We start from the raw sequence: 17,118 nt of genomic DNA on the forward strand, positions 1-17,118 counted from the left end.
TCTCAAATAAAGTTTGAATCTGATTCAAAATCAACTCTTGGCTAATTTATCCTCGTTTTTACTGTTTTAAGTTCAGCACAACTTTTTCAAAAATGTTCTCGTTCCAACTTCGTTGGAACCGGAATTTTCAAGGTTGTTTTATTGTTTAGTTTTCAAAGTTCTGTGTTTTTACAGCTCATACATTCTATCATGTACTTAAGATGCTGTCAAGTACTTTTTTAAGTCATTTAACGGAGAAGGAGGGATTTGAACCCTCGCGCCGCTATTAACGACCTGCACCCTTTCCAGGGGTGTCCCTTCAGCCACTTGGGTACTTCTCCAAGAAACGGCTGATAATTCTTAGCTTATTCAGTAATAAAGCCACGCTCATGTCGTGGTTTTAATACTTAGCGGAGAGGATGGGATTCGAACCCATGTGCCCTTTCAGACAAACGGTTTTCAAGACCGCCCCGTTACGACCGCTTCGGTACCTCTCCAAATGTTTTGCTTGACTAGTTTAACACATTCAAGGTTGCTTGTCAAGTACTTTTTTGTATTACTTTTTTTAAGTTGTTGCCGCTGTATCTCAGCGACAAGTAGTATTCTACCATCTGTCGCCAAATATGTCAACAACTTTTTTCAATTTTTTTAAACATTTTTTAAGTACACTCTCAAACGTGCTTTTTCACTTATGTTTACTAGCTTTTTCTTTTGTCAAGTTTCCTCTTTTTCTTCTTTATTCGGATTGTATTTGCTTTTATTATTTATTTCTTCGTATTTTATTTCAGTCGTTTTTAAGAGTTATATAACTATTAATTTTGGATTCAAAATTTTTCAACTATCAGAGCAGCTTTGTTTATAACCAATACTGCTCTTGTAAATTATAAATCAGAAATAACAACTGTTAAATATTGCTCTTGTAAATTATAAATTAGAAATAGTAACTGCTGATTTCATATATTTTTCTTGTAAACACTCTATCACTACGTTCTTACTTAATAAAAATATTAGTTAATTACACTCATATATTCATTATTGTTTTTTCCTCTTAGTTATTTTCTTTATTGTTTTTTCCTCTTAGTTTCTTTCTCTTAGTTATTTTCTTTATTGTTTTTCCTTATTGTTTCTTTCTCATAGTTGTTTTCTTTATTGTTTTTTCCTTATCGTTTCTTTCTCATAGTTGTTTTCTTTATTGTTTCTTCCTTATCGTTTCTTTCTCATAGTTATTTTCTTTATTGTTTCTTCCTTTATCACTTTTTTCTTACTCTTATTTTTACTCATTATTATTTTTGTATGATAATTTGGCGACAATTAATCTTCTTAGACTAAAGTTCTTACGAGTTCTTGGTGCTTTGCTTTAAATAGTTTTTAGCGGTTTCAAGATCTTCCGGTGTAGTTATTTTTATGTTTGTATACTTTCCTTCTACTATTTTTACTGATATGTCTGAATATTTTTCAATTACCATAGCATCATCTGTAATATTGGCTGCCTTTTCCTGTTCTGGCGTCATATTTAAAAGTGCTTTGTACATATTCTGATAAGCAGTTTTTATTAATGATAGCTCAAAGCTCTGTGGAGTGTGTACAGCCCAAAGGGTATCTCGCTTTGGAGTATTCAATACGTTATTATTGCTGTCTGCTATTTTTATTGTATCTTTTACTTTCACTGCCAATATACATGCATTATATAACTCCACATTATCTCTCATATCATTAAGTTCTTCCTGGCTGATACATGGTCTGGCTCCATCATGAATGTGCACATATATCTTATCTATAGCTGATGAATCCGTTGTGCTTTGTCTGTTTATATTACCTGCAGATGTTGGTTCGCTTAGTTTGCAATCTGTATCATAGCTACTGTTTATTGCATTAATTCCGGCATTTACAGAATCATATCTATTCGCTCCACCTCCTACAATTTTTGTTACTTTTTGCAAGTGATATTTGTCGACTATTTCTTTTTTTACATATTCTATATCATCTTTGCCTGTAACCAAAATTATCTCATCTATATAGGATTCTTCAAAGGCTTTTATTGTATAATATATCACTGGCTTTTCTTCTATTGTCATATATTGTTTTGGTATATTACTCTTCATTCTTGTTCCTTTTCCTGCTGCAAGTATTATTGCTATATGCTTTTTCATTTTTTCATTCTCACTTTCTTTTTGTGTTTTTTATTTTTATGTTTCACCATTATATTTGGAACATTTTTATATTTCTTTCTTATACTTCAATTGGTTTTTGTTATGTTTTGTTCTTACAATCGCTCTTGTTTTGCTTTGTTCTTATAATTGCTTTTCTTATGCTTTGCTATTACAATTGCTTTTGTTTTGCTTTACTCTCACAATCGTTTTTTCTTATGCTTTGTTCTTATATGTCAACTACCCACCGCCTAATGGTAGCGGGCTTGTAACTACCTAGTCGTAGTAATGGCTTGCACCTGCGACCTTTAACCTTATATTTTATCATTTTTACACCTGCGACTTTTAATCCCGATAAGTATTGCTACTTAAAGTGACTTTACATCGTAGGGTGCTTGACAGCAAAGTTTACTCGGCTGTAACTGTACTAAATACTTGGCTATCTTTAAGATAGTTTATTCGTTAAACGGCAATTATGAACGTGTATTGTTCATGCGATACTTGGCTATCTTCAAAATAGTTTATTTCCATACTGTTGTGGTCAACATACGATACAGGTTCATATCTCCAATGCAGTCATCATTAGATTTATAGTCTTGTTCTCTGCAACTGCTTCAACAACCTTAGTCTCCAATATGGGGCATCATTAGATTTATAGCCTGTGTTCTCTACAACTGCTTCAACAACCTTAGTCTCCAATATGGTCATCATTAGATTTATAGCCTGTGTCCTCTGCAACTGCTTCAACAACCTTAGTCTCCAATGTGGTCATCATTAGATTTATAGCCACAATTTTTACAGTTAAACAGATGTATCTTTGCTTGACCACAACACTTTTTATTACGGTTAGCTTTTTCAATGTGTCCACAGGCAGGATAACTCTGGCTTATATACGCAGGATTAACCTTAATCACGGATGATTGATTCTGTTTAGCTTTATACATAAGTTTCTATCTAAGGTCATAGAACAAACCACGATACAGATACATAGCGGTTCTTATGTTAATGATGAGCTTTTCTTTATATTTTTTCTGATTTTTCGTATGCTATTCTTGGAGTTTTATCAGATACATAGATTATTCCACATCTTTGAAATTGGTGTTTTTCTATAAGGTGTTGCATTATTGTATTATCTTTGTGTGTATCTATTCGTATGTGTTTTATTTTTTGTTCACAGAATTGCATTATTAGGTCAAATATGCCTCTTATTGTTCCGTTACTCGCAACTCTATGTATTGTTCCATATTCACTATTATCTTGCCATTGTCCATCTTCTATTACTCTATATGTTGGATCTTCTCCCAGTACAAATGCAAATACTGCATGAATTGCATTCTGCTGTTCAACTACATAGAGCTGCTGCTGTTCTATATCTTTTTGTATGGTTGCTATATCTGGACGGTTGTTTCCCCATTGCGTAGCATTTCCATTGTCTTTCATTATTTTTCTTGCATAAGCATATATTTCCATTATTTTTGCAAGTTCTGATTGTTTTGCTTTTCTAATATTTATCTGTTTTGTCACTTTTTTCACCTTTCATCTTCTAAACTGTCAGTGATGATTGTTTATATCTCCACTCTTTTATCTCACACAACATTTTAGTATATTTTCTAACAGTTCCTCTAAAGATATTCTTCTATTATGTCTCCTTTCAGAAGAAAAAGTCGGTATTTACAAAATCAACGGTTCCTATTTCTCTAGTTTCAAAAACTTGAAGTTGTCATTCTACTCAATTTCAGTACGAATGGTAAACTCACTTGGAAGATTAAAAATTTCTTCTTTCAAGAACAATGGATAAAAATATTCATCTTTCAATCTGCTGAACTCCAACCATTCAAATACATGGGTACGTTTCCCCTCTGTCTTAGTAAATTTATCACCATTATTTAGCAAATCCGTTTCCGAAATATCCATCAAAAAATAGATACAAAGTTCGTGATAGAACAGATTATCTACATCTTCTGTAAAAAAGGCTTGATTTAGCCAAACGGGGCGAATAATTTTCGGAGTAATGCCGAGTTCTTCCTGCATTTCCCGTATTACCGCTTGTTCAGCCGTTTCTCCCATGGTAACTCTGCCACCGGGTAAATAAAAGTACGGAGAACGCTCATCATGCATTGCCAAAATTCTATTATCCGAAATAATCATTGCGCATACTCTATAATTGAACTTTTTATTTTCGTATTTAAAAGTAAGATCCACTCTCTACACCGTTACTGAAAACTTGTAAATAGTTCTGTCGAATATCTGTTAGTCTGTTATTTATTTTTAAAAGTTCTTTTTCACTTTTTATAATATTACTTGTTTTGCAGTAACTTACTCCTTTCTTATTTTTCTCATATCTTCTTGATATGGAACGCTGTAATCTGCGTTTTCTTTTTCTAGTTTTTTAACTTTTTGTGTTTTGTTAATATTCTGATATTTGTGATGCCAGGGTCAAAAGGTCTAAGCCCACATGAGCTTGCTCATAGGTGGGTGAAAGACTTTAGGGCTCGCCCCGATATGAGCATAAAAGTGGGATGATAATCCTACGATATGCGAATATTTGGTAGGATTGTAGGAGTGCGTAACACGGAGCAACCCGTAGGCATCAAAGTCGGATGATAATCCTACGATATGCGAATATTTGGTAGGATTGTAGGAGTGCGTAGCACGGAGCAACCCATAGGCATCAAAGTCGGGGGCTTTTGACCCCGACATCGTATTTGTTATTATAAGGAAAAAAATAAGGGAATCAAAATAACGCATTATAACACAATTATAGCATAATTATGTTTAAGAAAATCCGATTTGTTGCTCAATTTTCGTATTCAAATTATATCATGTGACTTGTAACCAATTCAATAACAACTTTGGAATAGATGAGAAAAGTCCGAACTGTTTTACTCGGAAGCCTTGCAGTAAGAAAAGCACCTCCGAAGAGATGCTTTTAACTTAACGATTAGATGTTTCCTTTAAAAGTATGATATAAAATTCCATTTACAGTTTTATCAGTCTCAGTTTACCCATTATCATTTTTATATCGTGTGAAAATACTTCAATGCCCTGGCAATAGCTTCTTTCTTTTCCTTCGGGCACTTCGGCTATCTGACGTCATCTGACTTAGGCTTGTTATAATTCTCACGCTCTATGATTCCATACTTAGCCTTCACCTGTGCAATCATTCGCAATCAAGTGAATGTGTGGTTATTTTGAAAACATTGTACTAATATTGCGTATTTTTAGTATTGCATATTTTTAGTATTGTCTATCTCTCTCCAAGTTTTAAGTTAGGAATTGCGTTTAAGTCAAGTCCATGACGTGTTCCTTTTATATATTCATAGTATGCTGCTGCTCCTATCATGGCTGCATTGTCTGTGCATAGTATTGGTGATGGATGATAGAATTCTATATTGTTTTCTTTGCATCTTTTGCTTATCTCTTCACGAAGTGCTGTATTAGATGCAACTCCACCTGCTATTGCTATTTTGTCCATTCCAAATTCTTTTGCGGCTTTTATGGCTCTTGTTACTAGTGATTCTACTACTGCATTTTGAAATGATGCTACAAGATCTGGACGATTTATCTCTATATTCTTCATCTCACATTGGTTTATGTAGTTAAGAACTGCTGATTTTAAACCACTAAAGCTGAAATCATAAGGTGCTCCTTCTATGTTAGCACGAGGAAATTCTATTGCGTGTTTATTACCATTCTTAGCTTCTTTGTCTATCTTTGGTCCTCCTGGATATCCTAGTCCTACTGCTCTTGCTACTTTGTCAAATGCTTCGCCTGCTGCGTCATCTCTTGTTCTTCCTAGTATCTCATATTCTCCATAGTCTTTTACTTTTACAAGATGTGTATGACCGCCCGAGACTACAAGGCACATAAATGGTGGTTCTAGTTCTTTGTTTTCTATAAAGTTGGCACTTATATGCCCTTCTATATGATGTACACCAACTAATGGTTTGTCTGTTGCATACGCTATTGCTTTGGCTGCTGTAAGCCCTACTAAGAGTGCTCCTACAAGTCCAGGTCCATACGTTACACCTATTGCGTCTATATCATCTAGTGTTACTTTTGCTTCTTTTAATGCCTGTTCTATTACCTGATTTATAGCTTCCATGTGTTTTCTTGATGCTATCTCCGGTACTACACCTCCATATAGTGTATGTAGTGCTATCTGTGATGATATTACGTTAGATAGTACTTCTCTTCCATTTTTTACTACTGCTGCGGCTGTTTCGTCGCATGAACTTTCTATTGCAAGTATTAATGTATCTTTACTCATCTTTTATATCTGTAGCTTCTGATAATTGCCAGTACAATATCTTCCAGTTACCATTTTCATCCTTTCTAAGCATATATTTTTCATATGATTTTGTTGTTGTTGTATTATTCTCACGAACCCAGTATTCTGCATGCAGACTGGCATACTGTGCTCCGTCTTTATCTGTCTGATATTCAACGGCTGCTGAACCGTCTACTTTAAAATCTTTGATTACACGACTTTTATCTTTGTATGATTTGATATCTGCTTTAAGATTTATCATGTATTCATCCATAGGGTTTTTCTCTAACAATTCATTATCCCATAATAGTCTTGCTTGTGACACAAGCTGTTCTAGCTGTTCGTCTGTGTATTTTTCGCTATAGTAGCATTTCATTATCTCGCTATATAGTTTTACAACTCCACTTGGTGTCTCAGGATATGTCGCATTTAGATCTCTTGCTATATATTCTGCAACAAGTGATTTTTCTTTTTGTGAATCTACAGGATCTGTGTTTACCGGTCTCTTGCTTAGATATATGTAATATCCTACTGCAAGAACTGCCAATATTGCAATTACTATAAGACTTTTGTATTTTTTCATAGAAATCCCTCCACAGTTTTTTATTTTTCCTCGAATTCCAATGTTGTCATTCTTCCATTCTTACTTATCTTGGTATTCGGAAATATTTTTTTTACTTCATCTGCATATTCTTCCGGATGTACAAGTGACGGGCTGTAATGTGTAAGCCACATTTCTTTGGCATTTGCTTTTTTAGCTAATTCTGCTGCTTCATAGAATGTCATATGTTTGTATTCTACTGCTTTTGCTTCTTTTCCAGGTTCTCCATACATTCCTTCACATATAAATAGATCTGCATCTTTGGCATTCTCCCAAATCTGTGATACTGGTCTTGTGTCTGTACAATATGTAAGTTTTATTCCTTTTCTCTCTGGTCCAAGTATCATATCTTGTGTATATGTTTTGCCATTTTCTTCGATTATTGCACCTTTTTGGAGCTTACTCCACATACTTCGTGGTACTTCATTTTGTTCAGCTTTTTGTGGATCGAATTTGCCTGCTCTTGGAATCTTTATTGTATATCCATAGCATGTTACATTATGGTTTACTTTGAATGCTTCAAGTATATATCCATTTATGTTAAAACTTTTGGTTGGCTCTGTTATCTCGATACAGTTGATTTTAAATGGTAATTCTGGTGCTATAGCTCTTAAGCTGTTTACTACACGTTCTACTCCTTTTGGTCCTATTATTGTAAGTGGTTCTGTTCTCTCTGCATTACCGAGTGTAAGCAGAAGTCCTGGAAGACCGCTTACATGATCTGCGTGGAAGTGTGTAAAGCATATTACATCTATTGGTTTGAATGTAAGCCCTTTTTCTTTGATTGCTATCTGTGTTCCCTCTCCACAATCAATTAATATACTGCTTCCATTGTATCTTGCCAATAATGATGTAAGCCATCTGTTTGGCAATGGCATCATTCCACCTGTTCCTAATAAACAAACATCTAACATTGTTACCTCCTGTCCTTTAATATCCTTATTTTTTTATCGGCTAAAATATCTGCTCTGACAAGATAAGTTATATTCCTCTGCTCATCAGTATAGCGTCTTCGTCTGGCTTTGTATAAAAGTTCTTACGTTCTCCTATTACTTCAAAGCCTGTCTTTTCATAAAGTTTTTGTGCTTTTTCATTGCTTTTTCGTACTTCAAGAAATATTATCTCATCTTTGTTATCTCTTGCATACTGTATTACATATTCCATAAGGCTGTATGCTATTCCACATCTTCTGTATTCTTCACCAACAGCAATGTTAGTTATATTAACTTCTTTGCATACAGTCATTATTCCGACATATCCTGCTACTTTATCTTCTTCTTCTGCCACAAAAAATGTCTGAAATTCATCGTCTAATGAATTGGCAAATGCTCCTTTTGACCATGGCAGTGAAAATGAGTCTTTTTCTATATTATATACTGTTTCTATGTCTTTTTCTTCCATTTTTCTAATTATTGCCATGTTTTAGTCTCTCGTTTCTCTCTCTTTCTGCCTGTGATACTCTTAAATAGTCCGGAAGAAATTCTGATGCGTTCTGGTAGTTGCCTTCGTTATACATCTTAAGTCCAAGTGCTGCAACGGATGCTGCTCTTGGCATATTACAATGTGATGGCGCAAATGTATATTCTACTTTACATTTTTCTTCTATTATATCTTTGTAACAGAATATTCCATCTCCAAGGAATGTTACTTTTCTTCCTGTCTGATTAAGTTCTTGTATTAGTTCTTCTATGTCTTGTGGTGTCTGTTCTTTTATTACTTTAAATTCGTTTTCATTTTCATATATTCCTGTATATACCTGATTACGTTTTGCATCCATTATTGGAACAATAAGTTCTTTTGTTCCATATAATTGAAATGCCATTCCTTCTAGTGTCTTTACATGTATAAGTGGAATATTTAAAGCAAATCCAAGTCCTTTTGCAAGTGCTCCTCCTATTCTTAGACCCGTGAATGAACCTGGTCCTCCTGATACTGCTATTGCATCTATGTCTTTTTTATCTATCTCTGACATCTTTATCATCTCATCTATCATAGGCAGTATTGTCTGTGAGTGTGTTTTTTTGTTGTTTATTGTATATTCACATATTATCTTCTCATCAGATATTATCGCTACTGATGCGACCATTGATGATGATTCTATTCCTAATACTAACATGTTTCCATCCTTCATTTTCTTTTTTATATATTTTTTTGCTGCTTTTTCAAATATAATTTGTTTCTATTTTTACTCTGTAACGGTAATTTTACGATAGTCAAAACCTTTTTCAAGGTCTTTTTCTATCGTTATTGTAACTGTCTCTTTTGGGAGTATCTCTTCTATAAGATTTCCCCATTCTATAAGGCAGGCACCGTCTCCGTAAAAATATTCTTCGTATCCTAGTTCATCCATCTCGCTGACATCTCCTATTCTGTATACATCGAAATGATACAGTGGTATTCTGCCTTCGTGATATTCCTGTATTATCGTAAATGTAGGACTGTTTATCGGTTCTTCTATTCCAAGTCCTTTGGCAAGTCCTTGTGTAAATACTGTTTTTCCAACTCCAAGATCGCCAATAAGACAGTATACATCACCCGGTTTTAATTGTTCGCCAATTTCTTTTCCTATCGCAAATGTCTCTTCAGGTGAATATGATTCCTTTACCATTCGGTTTTCTCCTTTACTTTAATTTTACTGCTTCTTCTTTTACTGTCTGTTTTAATTGTTCTTTTACTGGTGCATATTGGTCTTTTAAACTTCCTTTTGGCCAGATATATGCTCTTACTCTTGTTACAAATACAAGTATGCTTCTTCTTGTCTCTACTACTTTGGTTACATCTGTAAGCAAAATCTCATTAGATACTTCGCCTTGTGATATTATTATCTTATCTTTTTGTAGTTCGTATGTAAGCGGTTTTTTAAACATTGGGTTTAGTACTACTTGTTTTACCGATTTTACAAATAGCATTATCGGATTAATTATTGTAAACAACAGTCCAAGTACAAGCACTACCATAAATTCAGTTGTACTAAAATCGCCAAACTTTACTGCTGCTAATATAAGCATTGCAACACTGAATATGAAACTTAGTTTACCTCCTATTGATGAGTAGTTATGGTACATCATAAAATTAAACATATCCATAACGCTTACTTTTACATCAAATTTTCTGTCCATTTCATTCCTCCATTATATTTTATGTACTCTCGGAATCTTCTTTAAACAAATACTTCTGGCTATATTTCCGATATGCTGCTTCCATTTTCTCGTCGTACACACCGTGTACGCACTGCGAAAATGTTATTGCATATCAAAAATTTATCTCAGAATTCTTCATTTAGAAGATTCCAAGAGTACATTTTTGTAATATAGTAGTTTTGCTTGTTGGTCTATATGCAAAATATCTATATATTTGTTTTGTCTTGTATTCTTCTTACAGTTTCATTGATAACTGTATTCTTCCTTTATTGATATCGACACTAAGTACTTTTACGTCTATTACATCGCCTACACTTACTACATCTAATGGATGGTTTATATAGCGTTCTGTCATCTGTGATATATGAACAAGACCGTCCTGGTGCACTCCGATGTCAACAAATGCTCCAAAGTCAATTACGTTTCTTACTGTTCCTTTTAGTATCATGCCTTCTTTTAAGTCTTTCATTTCAAGAACATCTGTTCTTAATATTGGTTTTGGCATCTCATCTCGTGGATCTCTTCCAGGTTTTTCAAGTTCTTTTACTATATCTTTTAATGTTATCTCACCAATTCCAAGTTTTTCTGCCATCTTAGGATAGTCTTTTATATTCTTTCTTAAGTCTTTAATGCCTTCTTTTCCTATGTTATCTATATCCATTCCAAGTTCTTTTAATAATGCTGTTGCTGCTTCATAGCTCTCTGGATGTACTCCGGTATAGTCAAGTGGATTCTCTCCATCTTTGATTCTCATAAATCCTGCACATTGTTCAAATGCTTTTGGTCCTAGTTTTGTTACTTTTAAAAGTTGTTTTCTGTTAGTAAATCTGCCATTTTCTTCTCTGTATGTTACAATATTCTTAGCAATAGCTTTTGATATTCCTGATACATATTCAAGTAATGAGGCTGATGCTGTATTTAAGTCTACACCAACGCTGTTAACACAGCTTTCTACAACTCCTGTAAGTGCTTCACCAAGTTTCTTCTGGTTCATATCATGCTGATATTGACCTACACCGATTGATTTTGGATCTATTTTTACAAGTTCTGCAAGTGGATCTTGTAGTCTTCTTGCTATTGATGCCGCACTTCTTTGTCCTACATCAAAATTAGGGAATTCTTCTGTTGCAAGTTTACTTGCTGAATATACACTTGCTCCTGCTTCGTTAACTATAATATATTGTACGTTTCTCTTGACTTCTTTTAGCATATCTACTATTACAAGTTCTGATTCTCTTGATGCTGTTCCATTACCTACTGATATAAGATCTATGCCATATTTATCAATAAGTGCTTCTACTGTATCTTTTGCTTCTCTTATCTTCTTCTCAGATGTTGGTGCTGTCGGATATACTACTACTGTATCTAATACTTTTCCTGTAGGATCTACTACTGCTAACTTACATCCTGTTCTAAAAGCAGGATCCCATCCGAGTACTACTTTACCTGCAATAGGTGGCTGCATAAGGAGTTGTTTTAAGTTCTTGCCAAATACTTTTATTGCACCGTCTTCTGCTCTCTCTGTAAGTGTATTTCTTATCTCTCGTTCAATTGATGGTGCTATAAGTCTGTCATAACTGTCTTTTACTGCTTTTTCTATAAGTTCATCTGTATATTTATTGGATTTTACAATACTCTTTTTAACAAGATAATCTAATATTTTATCCTGTGGTGCTGTTACTTTTACTGTTATGAACTTTTCGCTTTCACCACGATTTATCGCTAATATTCTATGTCCCTGTATCTTTGTCAATGCTTCTTCAAATTCATAATACATCTCATATACAGATTCTTTTTTGTCATCTTTGGCTGTTGATGTTATCGTGCCTTCTTTCATTGTAAGTTCTCTTATTCTTGTTCTATAATCTGCATTGTCTGATATCATCTCTGCGATTATATCAAGTGCACCATCTATTGCTTCTTCGGCTGATGATACTTCTTTTTCATCGTCTATATATTGCTTAGCTATATCTTCTATAGGTCTGTCTGCTAATCCACCTATTATTATTCCTGCAAGTGGCTCTAAACCTTTTTCTTTAGCTATTATTGCTCTTGTTCTTCTCTTTGGTCTGAATGGTCTGTAAAGATCGTCTACAAGTACCATTGTCTCTGCTTTTTCTATCTGTTTTCGCAGTTCTTCTGTTAATGCTCCCTGATCTTCTATACTCTTTAACACTTGTTGTTTCTTATCTTCAAGACCTCTAAGATATCCTAGTCTCTCATTGAGATTACGAAGTACTTCATCATTAAGTGAGCCTGTCATCTCTTTTCTGTATCGTGAAATAAATGGAATTGTATTTCCTTCATCGATTAACTTTACTGCCGCTTCAACCTGCCATTTTTCTACCTGAAGTTCACTTGTAAGTGTCTTAATTATATCCATCTTATTCTCCTCTTCTATGTTCTTGTCTATTCATACATCTTAAACTCACTAGAGAGTATATATCACTTTCTATATATAGTTTTTAATGTATGCTCTGCAATTGTACTGCATCTAAATTACTACTTTTTTCATTATTCTATATTAGTACAACGTAAATTATAATTCAAATGAGTATTGTCTTCAAGCAAAACTTGTATACACTGCTTATTTCGATTTTTTAGGCAAATGCTTTTATTGTATATATTTGTCTTTTATGTTAGAATATCTGATACAGTGTTTTATTGTAACTGCAATTTTATGCAGAATATATTTTATACTCAGGGGGTATTTATAAATGGATTCGAATGATTTTAATTATGATTATAATAAGAACAATAACCAAAGTGGTGAACCTTATACTGATGCTTTTGCTATTGCATCTTTTTGCATGGGCATCTTCTCTATTCCTTGCTTATGCTGTACATATCTTGCTATAATCTCCGGTGTACTTGCGATTGTATTTGCTATAATATCTAAAAAGAGAAGTGGCAAAATGGTTGCTGTTGCTATTGCCGGTATGACTATCGGAATTGTTACAAGTATTCTTGGTATATTGCTTACAATCGTTGGCATATATCTTATGCAGACACCAGAATATCAGCAGCTGTATCAGGATATTATTAATCAGTATAAAATTTTTAAGAACAATGCCATATAATCGTGCATAAAAATAATCGGGCAGCTTTTTACTGTCCGATTATTTTTATTCCCATCTTTAATAACAAGATATTCCTTATTATCCAATTTATTAGTATTATTGTCATAATAAGATATACATACATAAGTCTGAATACCGGTTTTTTTATTCTATTATGCGTTGCATAACTAATTATGTATTGTAATAAATATCTGCATATTATTAATACTGTTACCGGGAGTGCAGGATATGCAATGAAGCTTCTTATTATATCTCCTTGTAAAAGATAGATTAAACTTCTTGTCCCTCCACATCCCGGACAATATATTCCAAAGTATGTATACAAAATACATGGTGGAACTAATTCTATTATCTTATTTATCAATGTAAAATATATCATCACTTGGTTGTATTACCTATTTACTAAAAAATCATTTCTTAGTTATTCGGATATATTAACTATCCTTCTATTCTTATCATATTGAGAATTCCATCTAAGCTCTGTGCCTTAGCTTTGTATGTTTCTTCTGACATTACTTTAGTAACTATACCGAATTCTCCTGTTACTCCTGGTACTCCTACAACTTTTACTTCGCCAAAAACTTCTTCGACTTCTTTTAATCTGTCTGATACATTACCACTTATTCTTACAAAATACTGTTTTTCTGATTTATCAATATGTGTAAGTTCAAGTTTCTTACTACTCCAGTTAGTCATAATATTTCTTCCTAAGTGTTTTACTGCATCAACAACATCACTTACTACAGCACTCGCTGTTGGAAGTTTACCAGCTCCTGCTCCTACGAACATTACATCTCCGATTACATTGCCTTTTATATATATTCCGTTGAGTACATCATTAACGCTGTAAAGTGGATGGTAAGAGTTAACCAATACTGGTGCTACCATAGCATAAAAGCTATCACCTGTCTTCTTGCTTGAAGCGAATAATTTGATTGATGAATCTAACTGTTTTGCATATTTGAAGTCAACGTCTGTTATCTTAGTGATTCCTTCTGTATAGATGTCTTCAAAGTCTACCTGATGTCCGAATGCAAGTGATGAGAGAATTGCAATCTTACGACATGCATCATATCCAAGTACATCTGCATCAGGATTTCTCTCTGCAAAACCTTTTGCCTGTGCTTCTTTTAAAACTGTATCAAAATCAAGTCCTTCTCTTCCCATCTTAGTTAAGATGTAATTGGTTGTTCCATTAAGTATACCTGTTATCTCCTGAATCTCATCAGCTGTAAGTGACTGATTAAGTGGTCTGATAATTGGAATTCCACCACCTACACTTGCTTCGAAAAGGAAGTTTATATTGTTCTGTTTTGCTATCTCAAGTAATTCTGCTCCATGTTTTGCAACAAGTTCTTTGTTAGATGTACATACACTCTTGCCTTTTAAAAGTGCTGCCTTTACAAATGTATATGCAGGTTCAACACCACCCATTACTTCTACTACAATCTTTATATCATCATCATTTAAAATCACATCAAAATCATGAACTATCTTGTGTTCAATTGGTGTTCCAGGAAAATCTCTTAAATCGAGAATGTATTTTACATTAATCTCTTCTCCTGCTCTCTTATTAATTACAGAACTGCCATTGATGTTAAGAACCTCAACAACACCTGAACCTACTGTACCATAACCTAATATTGCAATATTTACCATAATAATCTACTCCTTCGCTAGTATTTTTAAATAATGAACGCCTTCCAATTCCGTTATCTCATCAATCATCTTAGCAATGTCACCTGTAGTGGATAAAACTTCTACACTTAATGTTAAAGAGGCTATCCCATTAATTGGAATTGTCTGGTTAATTGTAAGCACATTTGCATGATACTCTGCAATTTTATTCAGTACAATGGATAAAAGTCCAGTTATATCATCCATCTGAAGTACAAATGTGAAGGTCCTGCCTTTAGTATTGTCGTTAAATTGAAATATATCGTCCTTGTATTTGTAAAAAGAACTTCTGCTTATGCCAACTCTATCAGTTGCATCCTGAACAGTAAGTACCTTTTCAGAATCTAAAAGTCGCTTAGCTTCTACTACTTTTAATAATATCTCTGGTAGAGCTTTTTGTTTAACTACATAGAATTTTTCTGTATCTGCCATATCATTTCATCCTTATTGTATGCTGTAGAAATACATTTGTTTTTCTTAGGAAGATACTAACATAATTTTCTAAAGTCTGCAACCTTTTTTTCGTAAAAAAAATAAGTTCTGCGTAATTGTATTCAATTAAATACATTCTAATAAGCAGAACTTATAATTATTCATTTTATTTTTTAATATTAAAGCATTAATACTTTACTCTTCAATAATTTTCGTAGCTTCTACATATTCCTGTTCGGTCAGAAGTTCATCAAGGTTAAGTATTACTATAAGATGTCCGTCTACGTTGGCTATCTTATCAATATAAGCTGTGTCTTTGCTTCTTACTATCGATGGTACATTATGTATATCTTCGTCTTCAATATTATCTATCTCCGCTACTGAGTCAACTTCAAGCGCAATGTTCATGTCTTTTGTCTTGATTACAATAAGTTTAGCAAGGTTTCTGTCTTTTACAGGTTCTAATCCAAATCTTTTTCTGATATCATAAACAGGAATTATATCTCCTCTCAGATTCAATATACCTTTTATACAGCTTAATGTATTAGGAATCCTTGTTACATCCTGTATATTCTCTATCGCATGTACTTTATTAATATCAACGCCATACTCTTCATCATTTAATTTGAAAACAACTGGTTTTATCGCCTGCATAATATACTATTCCTCCTTATTTCTGCCTATACTGTTCCACTTCAAATACGCACTAATAAAAGAGTCAATATTACCGTCTAAAACATTTGAAGCATTGCCACTCTCATATCCTGTTCTGTGATCTTTTACCATTGTATATGGCTGTAAGACATAAGATCTTATCTGACTTCCCCATCCTATATCTTTTATCTCACCTCTTATATCAGATATCTTTTCGGCATTTTCCTGCTTCTTCAACAGATATAATTTTGCCTTTAACATCTGCATTGCTTTTGCTTTGTTCTGATGCTGTGAACGTTCATTTTGACACTGTACTACTATGTTCGTAGGAATATGTGTAATTCTGATTGCTGATGATGTCTTGTTGATATGCTGACCACCTGCTCCACTTGAGCGATATACGTCTATTCTTAAATCTTCTTCTGCTATATCAATATCAAGATCTTCTTCAATATCCGGCATCACATCACAAGATACAAATGATGTCTGTCTCTTTCCTGCAGCATTAAATGGTGATATTCTTACAAGTCTGTGTACACCTTTTTCAGATTTTAAATATCCAAATGCATTCTCACCATTAATCTGTATTGTCACTGACTTTATTCCTGCTTCATCACCATCAAGGTAATCTAATATCTCAGTCGTAAATCCTTTTTGTTCAGCCCATCTTGTATACATTCTAAGTAACATTGATGCCCAGTCGCATGATTCTGTTCCACCTGCACCGGCATTAAGTCTTAAAATTGCATTGTTTTTATCATATTCTTCTGATAAAAGTGTCTGAATTCGCATCTTATCAAAGGCCTTAACAAATTCTGCAACCATCTCATCTACTTCTGGTATTATCTCAGGATCATTCTCCTCGTAACCCAGTTCTATAAGTGTCTTTGCATCTTCATATAATGACATAACAGCATTAAAGTCTTCAAACGAAGACTTTAATGCTTTTAGTTCTTTCATTGAGTTTTGGGATTTGTCCATGTCATCCCAAAATCCCGGTTCTTCCATATTGGCTTCTATCTCTTCGATTCTCTTTTTCTTATTATCAAGATCAAGTGAATCTTTTATCTCCTTTAATGGAGTCTCGTAGTTATTTAGAGTGGTCTTAAACCCGTCTAATTCTACCATTTTTTCACCT

Annotated in this window: 19 protein-coding genes and 2 tRNA genes; 1 reads left to right on the plus strand and 20 read right to left on the minus strand. The window is 33.7% G+C overall.

Going from position 1 to position 17,118, the window contains the following annotated elements; genetic code table 11:
- Positions 1-231: 231 nt before the first annotated feature.
- From KQI85_RS12195 to KQI85_RS12260, 15 genes are all read right to left on the minus strand, one after another.
- Positions 232-320 (minus strand) — tRNA-Ser (locus tag KQI85_RS12195).
- Between the two features lie 70 nt (positions 321-390).
- A tRNA-Ser gene (locus KQI85_RS12200) sits at positions 391-476 on the minus strand.
- 837 nt (positions 477-1,313) lie between these two features.
- On the minus strand, positions 1,314-2,129 hold the full coding sequence (locus KQI85_RS12205) for a 2-C-methyl-D-erythritol 4-phosphate cytidylyltransferase (RefSeq protein ID WP_216576360.1): 816 nt from the start codon (positions 2,127-2,129) through the stop codon (positions 1,314-1,316).
- A 585-nt stretch (positions 2,130-2,714) separates the two neighbouring features.
- The gene (locus KQI85_RS16830) at positions 2,715-2,837 is read right to left on the minus strand and encodes a hypothetical protein (RefSeq protein ID WP_256448219.1); all 123 of its coding nucleotides are present in this window, start codon (positions 2,835-2,837) and stop codon (positions 2,715-2,717) included.
- 41 nt (positions 2,838-2,878) lie between these two features.
- Positions 2,879-3,070, minus strand: coding sequence for a zinc ribbon domain-containing protein (locus KQI85_RS12210; RefSeq protein ID WP_371820625.1), 192 nt, complete (start codon positions 3,068-3,070; stop codon positions 2,879-2,881).
- Between the two features lie 76 nt (positions 3,071-3,146).
- A complete protein-coding gene (locus KQI85_RS12215; protein ID WP_371820626.1) occupies positions 3,147-3,650 on the minus strand; it encodes an N-acetyltransferase in 504 nt (167 codons plus the stop codon).
- 201 nt (positions 3,651-3,851) lie between these two features.
- Entirely contained in the window at positions 3,852-4,274 is a 423-nt protein-coding gene (locus KQI85_RS12220) for an NUDIX hydrolase (RefSeq protein ID WP_253293882.1), read from the minus strand.
- 1,099 nt (positions 4,275-5,373) lie between these two features.
- Positions 5,374-6,396 carry a tRNA (adenosine(37)-N6)-threonylcarbamoyltransferase complex transferase subunit TsaD gene (gene tsaD / locus KQI85_RS12225; protein ID WP_216576362.1) on the minus strand — a complete coding sequence of 341 codons (1,023 nt, stop codon included), beginning with the start codon at positions 6,394-6,396 and terminating at the stop codon, positions 5,374-5,376.
- Positions 6,389-6,979: a DUF6715 family protein gene (locus KQI85_RS12230; RefSeq protein ID WP_216576363.1), complete on the minus strand. Its 591-nt coding sequence runs from the start codon at positions 6,977-6,979 to the stop codon at positions 6,389-6,391. The genes tsaD and KQI85_RS12230 overlap by 8 nt, the downstream gene beginning before the upstream one ends.
- A gap of 20 nt (positions 6,980-6,999) precedes the next feature.
- Positions 7,000-7,911 carry a ribonuclease Z gene (locus KQI85_RS12235; protein ID WP_216576364.1) on the minus strand — a complete coding sequence of 304 codons (912 nt, stop codon included), beginning with the start codon at positions 7,909-7,911 and terminating at the stop codon, positions 7,000-7,002.
- Positions 7,912-7,978: 67 nt separating this feature from the next.
- Entirely contained in the window at positions 7,979-8,416 is a 438-nt protein-coding gene (gene rimI, locus KQI85_RS12240) for a ribosomal protein S18-alanine N-acetyltransferase (protein ID WP_216576365.1), read from the minus strand.
- Entirely contained in the window at positions 8,403-9,113 is a 711-nt protein-coding gene (gene tsaB / locus KQI85_RS12245; RefSeq protein WP_216576366.1) for a tRNA (adenosine(37)-N6)-threonylcarbamoyltransferase complex dimerization subunit type 1 TsaB, read from the minus strand. The genes rimI and tsaB overlap by 14 nt, the downstream gene beginning before the upstream one ends.
- Positions 9,114-9,182: 69 nt before the next feature.
- Positions 9,183-9,605, minus strand: coding sequence for a tRNA (adenosine(37)-N6)-threonylcarbamoyltransferase complex ATPase subunit type 1 TsaE (tsaE, locus tag KQI85_RS12250; RefSeq protein ID WP_216576367.1), 423 nt, complete (start codon positions 9,603-9,605; stop codon positions 9,183-9,185).
- A gap of 13 nt (positions 9,606-9,618) precedes the next feature.
- Positions 9,619-10,116: a YcxB family protein gene (locus KQI85_RS12255; RefSeq protein ID WP_216576368.1), complete on the minus strand. Its 498-nt coding sequence runs from the start codon at positions 10,114-10,116 to the stop codon at positions 9,619-9,621.
- Positions 10,117-10,372: 256 nt separating this feature from the next.
- Complete coding sequence (locus KQI85_RS12260; protein ID WP_216576369.1) at positions 10,373-12,520, minus strand: Tex family protein; 2,148 nt, start codon at positions 12,518-12,520, stop codon at positions 10,373-10,375.
- A 334-nt stretch (positions 12,521-12,854) separates the two neighbouring features.
- Here KQI85_RS12260 and KQI85_RS12265 point away from each other — a divergent pair, with 334 nt between their 5' ends.
- Positions 12,855-13,217: a DUF4190 domain-containing protein gene (locus KQI85_RS12265; protein WP_216576370.1), complete on the plus strand. Its 363-nt coding sequence runs from the start codon at positions 12,855-12,857 to the stop codon at positions 13,215-13,217.
- Between the two features lie 28 nt (positions 13,218-13,245).
- Here the strand turns inward: KQI85_RS12265 and KQI85_RS17005 are convergent, their stop codons facing one another.
- The 5 genes from KQI85_RS17005 to prfB form a co-directional block, all read right to left on the minus strand.
- On the minus strand, positions 13,246-13,596 hold the full coding sequence (locus KQI85_RS17005; protein ID WP_371820634.1) for a DUF2752 domain-containing protein: 351 nt from the start codon (positions 13,594-13,596) through the stop codon (positions 13,246-13,248).
- Between the two features lie 59 nt (positions 13,597-13,655).
- Positions 13,656-14,876 carry a homoserine dehydrogenase gene (locus KQI85_RS12275; RefSeq protein ID WP_216576372.1) on the minus strand — a complete coding sequence of 407 codons (1,221 nt, stop codon included), beginning with the start codon at positions 14,874-14,876 and terminating at the stop codon, positions 13,656-13,658.
- 6 nt (positions 14,877-14,882) lie between these two features.
- Complete coding sequence (locus tag KQI85_RS12280; protein ID WP_216576373.1) at positions 14,883-15,326, minus strand: ACT domain-containing protein; 444 nt, start codon at positions 15,324-15,326, stop codon at positions 14,883-14,885.
- A 195-nt stretch (positions 15,327-15,521) separates the two neighbouring features.
- On the minus strand, positions 15,522-15,980 hold the full coding sequence (locus tag KQI85_RS12285; protein ID WP_216576374.1) for a chemotaxis protein CheW: 459 nt from the start codon (positions 15,978-15,980) through the stop codon (positions 15,522-15,524).
- A gap of 6 nt (positions 15,981-15,986) precedes the next feature.
- Positions 15,987-17,108: a peptide chain release factor 2 gene (gene prfB, locus KQI85_RS12290; protein ID WP_216576375.1), complete on the minus strand. Its 1,122-nt coding sequence runs from the start codon at positions 17,106-17,108 to the stop codon at positions 15,987-15,989.
- Positions 17,109-17,118 lie beyond the last annotated feature (10 nt).

Origin of the sequence: Falcatimonas sp. MSJ-15 (genome assembly GCF_018918265.1) — a bacterium.
Classification (GTDB): Bacteria; Bacillota; Clostridia; order Lachnospirales; family Lachnospiraceae; genus Falcatimonas.

Excerpts from the sequence above, each read along its gene's own strand:
- KQI85_RS12205 (WP_216576360.1), bottom strand. The coding sequence starts at position 2,129 with ATGAAAAAGCATATAGCAATAATACTTGCAGCAGGAAAAGGAACAAGA.
- KQI85_RS16830 (WP_256448219.1), bottom strand. The coding sequence starts at position 2,837 with ATGATGACCATATTGGAGACTAAGGTTGTTGAAGCAGTTGTAGAGAAC.
- KQI85_RS12210 (WP_371820625.1), bottom strand. The coding sequence starts at position 3,070 with ATGTATAAAGCTAAACAGAATCAATCATCCGTGATTAAGGTTAATCCT.
- KQI85_RS12220 (WP_253293882.1), bottom strand. The coding sequence starts at position 4,274 with ATGATTATTTCGGATAATAGAATTTTGGCAATGCATGATGAGCGTTCT.
- tsaD (WP_216576362.1), bottom strand. The coding sequence starts at position 6,396 with ATGAGTAAAGATACATTAATACTTGCAATAGAAAGTTCATGCGACGAA.
- KQI85_RS12230 (WP_216576363.1), bottom strand. The coding sequence starts at position 6,979 with ATGAAAAAATACAAAAGTCTTATAGTAATTGCAATATTGGCAGTTCTT.
- KQI85_RS12235 (WP_216576364.1), bottom strand. The coding sequence starts at position 7,911 with ATGTTAGATGTTTGTTTATTAGGAACAGGTGGAATGATGCCATTGCCA.
- rimI (WP_216576365.1), bottom strand. The coding sequence starts at position 8,416 with ATGGCAATAATTAGAAAAATGGAAGAAAAAGACATAGAAACAGTATAT.
- tsaB (WP_216576366.1), bottom strand. The coding sequence starts at position 9,113 with ATGTTAGTATTAGGAATAGAATCATCATCAATGGTCGCATCAGTAGCG.
- tsaE (WP_216576367.1), bottom strand. The coding sequence starts at position 9,605 with ATGGTAAAGGAATCATATTCACCTGAAGAGACATTTGCGATAGGAAAA.
- KQI85_RS12255 (WP_216576368.1), bottom strand. The coding sequence starts at position 10,116 with ATGGACAGAAAATTTGATGTAAAAGTAAGCGTTATGGATATGTTTAAT.
- KQI85_RS12260 (WP_216576369.1), bottom strand. The coding sequence starts at position 12,520 with ATGGATATAATTAAGACACTTACAAGTGAACTTCAGGTAGAAAAATGG.
- KQI85_RS12265 (WP_216576370.1), top strand. The coding sequence starts at position 12,855 with ATGGATTCGAATGATTTTAATTATGATTATAATAAGAACAATAACCAA.
- KQI85_RS17005 (WP_371820634.1), bottom strand. The coding sequence starts at position 13,596 with ATGATATATTTTACATTGATAAATAAGATAATAGAATTAGTTCCACCA.
- KQI85_RS12275 (WP_216576372.1), bottom strand. The coding sequence starts at position 14,876 with ATGGTAAATATTGCAATATTAGGTTATGGTACAGTAGGTTCAGGTGTT.
- KQI85_RS12280 (WP_216576373.1), bottom strand. The coding sequence starts at position 15,326 with ATGGCAGATACAGAAAAATTCTATGTAGTTAAACAAAAAGCTCTACCA.
- KQI85_RS12285 (WP_216576374.1), bottom strand. The coding sequence starts at position 15,980 with ATGCAGGCGATAAAACCAGTTGTTTTCAAATTAAATGATGAAGAGTAT.
- prfB (WP_216576375.1), bottom strand. The coding sequence starts at position 17,108 with ATGGTAGAATTAGACGGGTTTAAGACCACTCTAAATAACTACGAGACT.